Genomic DNA, 7091 nt, shown 5'->3' on the forward strand with positions numbered 1-7091 from the left:
CTAGCAGACGAGACGATGGACCCGGCGATTGCACCGAATCACCAACGCTTGCGTTACGTGAGCGCTAGCGCAGAATGCGGGCGATGCGCTTCGCGAGCGCCATGATGGTGAGCATCGGCGGATTGCCCATCGATTCGGGCAGCAGCGAGGCATCGGCCACGTAGCAATTCGCGGGCAGCAGCGAGCTATGCAGCGTCGCCGCTTCGGCTTCGCCCAGCGGGAAGGTTCCGCCAGGATGCCCCGCGTTCATGGTGCCGAGCACGATGTCTTCCTCGGCCACGCCCATGCGCAGCAGGATTTCGCGGCACTGGTCGACGCCACGCGCCAAGCGTTCGTAGTCGATGTCCTCGAGGCGCTTGTACGTACCCGCACGCGTGACCGACCCCTCGTTCGTATCGGCGAACTTGATCATCATGCTGGCGATATCCTGCGCAGGCAGGCGCCAGTCGCGGTTGAAGAAGAAGCTCAGCCAATCCATGTACGGCGAGAGGATGTAGCCATCCTGCTGGCTCGCGAACGGCATGGGCACCTGCGCATGCAGACGCGCATTCGGAAGACGGCCGGCGACGCAAAGCACCGGATCCTCGAAGAAGCCCTGCTTCGCGGTAATGCCCGACGCCTCCAGAATGCACGGCGTTCCCTCGCCACCCGCGGCAAGCACCACCACGTCGGCGGTAAAGAGGCGCTTATGCCCCTGGTGAATGGCCCATACGCCCGCCACCTGATCGTTGCGAATCTCAAGGCTCAGCACGCGGCACTTCTCCAGAATGACCGCGCCGTTTTCGGCGGCCTCGTTAAGAAGCAAACGGGAATCCCACTTCGCGCCCGTGGGGCAGCCCAGCACGCAGCGGCCGCACGCTACGCAACGCTTGGGGCATTGCGTGAACTTCGGCATGACAACGGGATTGAGGCCCATGTCGCCGAAGATATCCCACGCGCGCTTCGTCATCGGAGACCAACGAGCTTGGTGTTCCGTATTGATGGGGAGCTCATCCTGCAGCTCCGCGAATTCGGTATCGAGATCGATGCCCAGCTCGCGCAGCGACCCGTCGTAGCGCAGCGCATTCGCCGTCGACAGCGTGGTAGTGCCACCCAAACCGCGACCACGCACGAGCGTCATTTCGGGAACATGCGAAATGCGCATCTGGGGAAAGAGCAACTGAATCATGCGGTCATCGAAGAACGCGCCCGTCTTGCGCAGCTTGGCAAGGCGGTTGATATTCGCGCCGAACGGCTCGAACGCGCCACCTTCTTCCAGCACCGTCACCTGATACGCGCCCTGAAGCTCGCGCGCCATCATCGCGCCGCCCGCGCCGGAACCCACTACGATTGCGGTTTTCATCGAGCACCACTCTCCATGTTGAAACGTGCACAGCATGCAGGCGAACCCTGCGTGATACGCGACGAGAAATCCAGCTGCCCATCGGCAACCAGACCCGCCATCAGCCCTTCATCCATGCACCCCATAAAAGCGCAGGTCGCAGGACCATATATCCTCGAGAAATAGCACCGCTTCATGCATACCGACGCGCCCTCTTGCGCAGATGAGGGCTTAGCGTGCATGTCGATGTAAATGGCACTGTAGAGCGTACGCACGATGCGCCAGGATTGCTCTTCGGTGCGCGGCTTCAGAACGCGCTTCAGGCGAGCCGACATAACGCGCATTTCCTCGCGCAAGCGCTTGGCCGCGGGCAGGTTCCGCACCGCGTCCATCTCACCTGTTTCCAGGGCAGTGCGCCCCTCCTCGTACGCCTTCAGCTCGGTACGCGCCATACGCCGCGTGTACTGGGCATACGATTGCAGACGCTTCTTATGGGGCCCCATCTGGCGCGGGGGCTTCTCGCCAAACGCACGTGCCGTTACCCGCATGAGCACGCCGAGCGCAACCCGGTTGAATACCTGGGGTATGCGACGATGCGCGAACAGGAACATTCGGAGAGCGATGCTCATCGAGACGCATCCCTCCCGACTCCCACGGGAACCGCGCCATGACCGGCATACAGCGCTTCGATATCATGCGCGTAATGACGTTCCACCACGGCATGGCGCACCTTCAAGTTGGGCGTGAGCTCGCCCTTCGCAATGGAGAGCGGCTCGGCCTCCACGCGCCAGCGCTTTACCTGTTCGGGATGCGAAAGACCTTCGTTCACCTGCGCAATCGAACGCTCCAGCAAGCCAAGGTCGCATTCCTGCGAAACCCACAGGAGCGCCACGCAGAACGGCTTCGCCTCGCCGATGAGCACGGCCTCTTCGACCCCGGGAATGCCCTTCAGGGCCGTTTCGACCTTCTGCGTGTTGATGTTCTTGCCGTACGACGTCACGAGCATTTCCTTCTGGCGCCCCGCGAGCGACAGATGCCCCGCCTCGTCGAGGCTGCCGATATCTCCCGTGAACAGCACGCCCTCGTCGAGGCCCTTCGCCCTGCGCCCATCGTAGCCCAGGGCGACCTGTGGGCCGCGCACGAGGATTTCGCCCTCGTCATTCACGGAAATCTGCGTGTCGGGGAGGGCCGTACCCACGCTGCCAAGCTGGTTGTCGCCCAGACGGCACATGGAAATGAGAGGAGCCTCGGTCTGGCCGTACGCGTTGTGAATCTCGATTCCCAAGCTGCGGAAATTCCGAAGCAGCTGCGGGTTGATCGGCGCCGAACCCACCAGCAACTGCTCGCACGCGTCGAGCCCCGCCTGCTTGAGCAGCTTGCGACGCAGCACGGGCGCGAGCGCACGCTTCAGGAAGCCATCCTTCATGGCGATATAGCGACGGCCCACTGGGTTTGCGGCAAGCTGATCCCACACCTTCTCGTAGAAACGCGGCACCGAGAAGAACACCGTGGGGCGAATCTTCGGAAGCGAGGAAACGAGGCTCTCGAAGTCGTTCAGGTAGTACAGGTCGGTTTTCGCACGCAGGTAATAGGGTGCATACGTGGCCAGGATGCCCTCGACCACATGACTCATGGGCAAAAACGACAGGTAGCGCATTTCCGTGGTGCGTCCACGCCAACCCAGAAGCGAAGCGAGCACCTCGCCCATCCAACGCAGCTGATAGTGGTTGAATAGCACGCCCTTCGGCATGCCCGTCGTGCCCGACGTGGAGCGGATGGTGGCAAGCGAGCCGTAATCGACCACGGCGGGCTGCGGATAGAGCCCCTCACCGCGCGCCAGAAAATCATCCCAGGCCACGATGGAGCGCGTAACATCCTTATGGGAAACGCCGCCAAAAGCTACGATGGGGATGTCCGTACGCACGTCGTCGATATGCGCCATGATGCGCGCATCGCCCACGAACAGCACATCCGCGTTGCGCGCCTGCAGCAGCTCGTCGATTTCCGCAGCGGGCGTCGTGTAATACAGGGGGACGCTCACCGCACCTGCAAGGCCGATGGCCATGTCGATAGCCAGATAGGCGGTGCTGTTCGCGCCCGAAATGGCCACGCGGCTGCCAGGCTTCATGCCCATGGCAACCAGCGAGGCATGCACGCGCTCGATGAGCTCGCCCATATCACGCGCCGAAACGTCGCTGATGCCCTGCGAGCTCACGTCGTGATACATGACGCGAGCACTCTTGCTGCGCTGACGGAACATCACCTGCTCGAACACCGTGCGCGCGTTGTGGTGCAGGAAGTTCTTGCGGCAGGCATATGCCAGCATCGCATCAATATACCCACGCCATTCAGGCGCCTCGAAACCACGTTCCTTCGCGTTAGCCGTGTCGAAATCGCAGGCGTCGAAGAAATACGGGGTGAGCGCGAGCAGATTCTCCTTCAGCCCATGTGCGCGCTCGGCGCCACGCAGGTTGGTGGCGGCCCCGCGCTTGGCCAAGAACCCCAGGGGGATGCACGTCACGCTGGGCACGCGCTCGCCCAACTCGCGGGAAGCCCACGCACGTACATGGGAAAGCAGCTCGCCCACCTGGGGCTGCTTTTCCTTCGGCGTGACCAGGTGGAACGTCTCGCCTTCGGTGTCGTCACGCAGCAGCAAGCCTACAAGAGCACGCGCCACGTAGTCGACGGGAACGAGGTTCACGCGCTGCGAGGATGATATGGGCAGGAAGCGCAGCTTGCGCGTGAGTAGCAGCTTCAGCACGTAATACACGGTGTTGAACGTGGAGATACGCCCAGTGGCGCTATCGCCCACGATCATGCCGGGGCGGAAGATAGAAAACGGAAGCCCGCTCGCGCGCACCAGTGCCTCGGCCTGTGCCTTGCTCTCCTCGTATGCGCTGTTGAACGCATGCTCGGGCAGCTCTCCCGCGGGAATGCGCCCCGACATCGAGCCTGCCACATATGCCGTGGACACGAACGCGAAGCGCTTCAGGCAGCCGGTTTCGTGCAGGCGCTGGGCCAGGCCAAGCGCAGCACGCGTGCCTCCCACATTCACGCGTTGCATCTCGTCGCGCGACTTCATGATTTCCACCTGCGCGGCGGCATGCACGACATACGTGCACGATTCCGTTACACGCTGCAGGTCAGACACGGAAAGCCCCAGGTCAGGGGCGGCAAGATCGCCGACGATGGGAATAACGCGCTCGCCCACGGCTTCGCGCAGATCGGGCAATTCCCACCAGAGATTGCGCAAGCGCGTACGCGCAGAGGCCTCGTCGGCCGCGCGCACGAGCGCATACACCGTCACGTTAGGACGGGCAAGCAGCTCCGCCGTCACGAACGTGCCAAGGAATCCCGTGGCACCCGTGAGGAATACGCTTTCGCGGACGTCGTTCATCGCCACTACCTCTGCCCCGCTCGAACCGCGGAATCGCCCAGATTGCGGATGGGAGCCTCGAACGGCTCTGCCGACATCGCAGAAGATGCGTTCAACGCCGCCTGACGCTCACGCAGATAAGCATTGACCATGCCTTCCATCTGGTCAACCATGGCATGCATCTGGCCCTGGTACTCGCGATTCGACGTGCGAATGGTCTCGCGAATGTTCGTCTCGTTCGCATCGATGTACGACATCGCCGACTTAATGTGGCTCGCCAGGTCGGGGTCATCGGCCGCAAGCAGCAGATGCTCGGAAAGGCCCATTTCATCCATGGTGTTCTTCAGACGCTCGTCCATCGAAACGGCCACGGTGGGCACCGCGGCAGCCATGCTCAGCACGTTCGCGTGATAGCGCGACGTCACCAGGAGGGAAAGGCGACGCAGCACCGCGGTCATGTCGTAGGCATTATGGTCGCGCGCCAGAAAGACGGAATACGGCGCATCGATGAGCTCGGAAAGACGCTGGCACGCACGCGCATCCAGGCGTTCCATGCCCAGCAGCACCGCGTGGCAGCCCGTGAGCACATAACGCGTGTTGATGGCATCGGCGAGCGCGTGAATATAGCGCTCGAACTGGTCGTCGCGCTCAGGCGAGGTGCTGAAGAAATACCACTTCGCAAAGTTGTTCGACCAGTCGCGCGTGATGGCCGCGCGGATGGCCTTTGCCAGCGAGGGGCGCACCGGCCAGCAGAAGGGGTCGATGGCAGCCACGCCCATGAGGGGCGCCTTGCCATCCCAGCCATCGGCACGCAGCTGCGCCTCGATTGCCGGATTCTCGCGCTCGACCTCGAAATCCCACGCGGCATCGGTGCCCGCATGGGCCTTCAGGCCCAGCTCGCGCACGCGCTCGAGCGAAGCCTCGCTGCGGGCGATGTATTCGACCTCCGAGAATTCCTTGCGCACCGTGCGCTCAAGGAACTCGTCCATCTGGCCCGCTTCCGTGCCTAGGGCGATGCAGGGCTTGCCTTGCGCTTTCATAATGCCCGCGGCCTCGGCGAAGAACAGCGTGAGCGCGTTGGCAAACTTGCTCTTCAGCGTGGAGCCTTCGCACAGGATGACGACGTCGTTTTCCGAGCACGCCTTCAGCGTAGCCATGGGATACAGCGAGCTGAACTCGAACGATGCGACGTCGCTGTCGAAATAGCAATCGGTCGTGGCGCGGTCGAGCGTCATGACCGTGATCTGGGCCTGGTCGCCGAAGCGCTCGCGCACGAAACGCGCGATTTCCGCCGTGCGCACATCCGCGCCGGTGTTACCAGCACCGTTATACCCCACCAGCAGAAAACGGATGGGCTGGCCGGGCTTCCATTCGCTATAGCACACGAGCCCAATGCGCGACAGGGGCTTCGCGAGCACCGAAGCGCGCGCGAGAAGACGAACGACAATATCCAACAGACGATCCATGCGGAATACTCCTTGCAATACCTCAATATCGCAAAGAATAGTAGCACGCTATCTAATTGTGTACAATGCTTTATACGGAGTCTTCGCTAACTTGTAAACCTACGGGTGTATTTACCGCTCGACGAGGCTGGATCCGAAAGGCGCGATAGCGAGGCGCGCCATCTTGAAAAGCTGCAGGCCAAAGGGAATGCCCACGACGGTGATGCAAAACAGGGCGCCCATGATAACGTAGGCAATTGCGGCCCACAGGCCGATGAGCAGGAACCATACGACATTCGCCAGGAACGACGGCGCTCCGCCGCCATAGACGATTTCCTTGCCGAACGGAGTAAGCGTAAGCGCGGCCATGCGGAACGAAATGCGTCCCAGCGGAATGCCGATGATGGAGACATAGAAAACGATTCCCGCCAGGCAGAAGCCCAGAGCCGTGATCCAACCGCCCGTGAGAATCCAGATGATGTTGCCGATAGTACGCATGACGCTCCTTATCTCGTGCCATTAGACACCATGATACCCATCCTCGCATTTGGCATGTACCAAAATGCGTACAAACAAGTAATTCGATGCCCAAGCAACACTATGCGTCATAAAACAAAAAGGCCCGCCCCGCAGGTGCGGGACGGGCCATGGCATGGAAATGCCCCCCATGAGCGCGCCGCCCTATCCTCCCCCGGACTACACCGCAGTACTTTCGGCGAGGAGGGGCTTACCTGCCGAGTTCGGAATGGGATCGGGTGATCCCCCTCTCCATGGTCGCGCTCATGGGGGGCGTTCCCCCAAATCGCTCATATGCGATTGTCAGGTCCGGCGGGAGCCGGCTACCCTGGGTGCCGCATAGCGTTCGTTGATCGTGACTAGACATGCGCGATGTGAATAGAAGAGCTCGGGCTATTAGTACCGCTCGCCTGAACGCCTCGCGGCGCTTGCA

General features: G+C 61.9%; 5 protein-coding genes and 1 rRNA gene. All 6 read right to left on the bottom strand.

Features of this window, described 5'->3' with window-relative positions; translation table 11 throughout:
- Positions 1–64: 64 nt before the first annotated feature.
- The 6 genes from AC04P6_RS03735 to rrf all read right to left on the bottom strand — a co-directional run bounded on the left by AC04P6_RS03735 (position 65) and on the right by rrf (position 6924).
- A complete protein-coding gene (locus AC04P6_RS03735; protein WP_475565255.1) occupies positions 65–1342 on the bottom strand; it encodes an FAD-dependent oxidoreductase in 1278 nt (425 codons plus the stop codon).
- Positions 1339–1950 (bottom strand): hypothetical protein, encoded by a 612-nt coding sequence (locus tag AC04P6_RS03740; protein ID WP_475565257.1) that lies wholly within the window; start codon positions 1948–1950, stop codon positions 1339–1341. The genes AC04P6_RS03735 and AC04P6_RS03740 overlap by 4 nt, the downstream gene beginning before the upstream one ends.
- Entirely contained in the window at positions 1947–4718 is a 2772-nt protein-coding gene (locus AC04P6_RS03745) for an SDR family oxidoreductase (protein WP_475565258.1), read from the bottom strand. The genes AC04P6_RS03740 and AC04P6_RS03745 overlap by 4 nt, the downstream gene beginning before the upstream one ends.
- Positions 4719–4723: 5 nt before the next feature.
- Entirely contained in the window at positions 4724–6163 is a 1440-nt protein-coding gene (locus AC04P6_RS03750; RefSeq protein ID WP_475565259.1) for a polysaccharide pyruvyl transferase family protein, read from the bottom strand.
- A 111-nt stretch (positions 6164–6274) separates the two neighbouring features.
- Positions 6275–6640 (bottom strand): YccF domain-containing protein, encoded by a 366-nt coding sequence (locus tag AC04P6_RS03755; protein WP_475565260.1) that lies wholly within the window; start codon positions 6638–6640, stop codon positions 6275–6277.
- Between the two features lie 170 nt (positions 6641–6810).
- Positions 6811–6924: ribosomal RNA gene (gene rrf / locus AC04P6_RS03760) — 5S ribosomal RNA — on the bottom strand.
- Between the last annotated feature and the right edge of the window lie 167 nt (positions 6925–7091).

This window comes from Denitrobacterium sp., assembly GCF_056180635.1.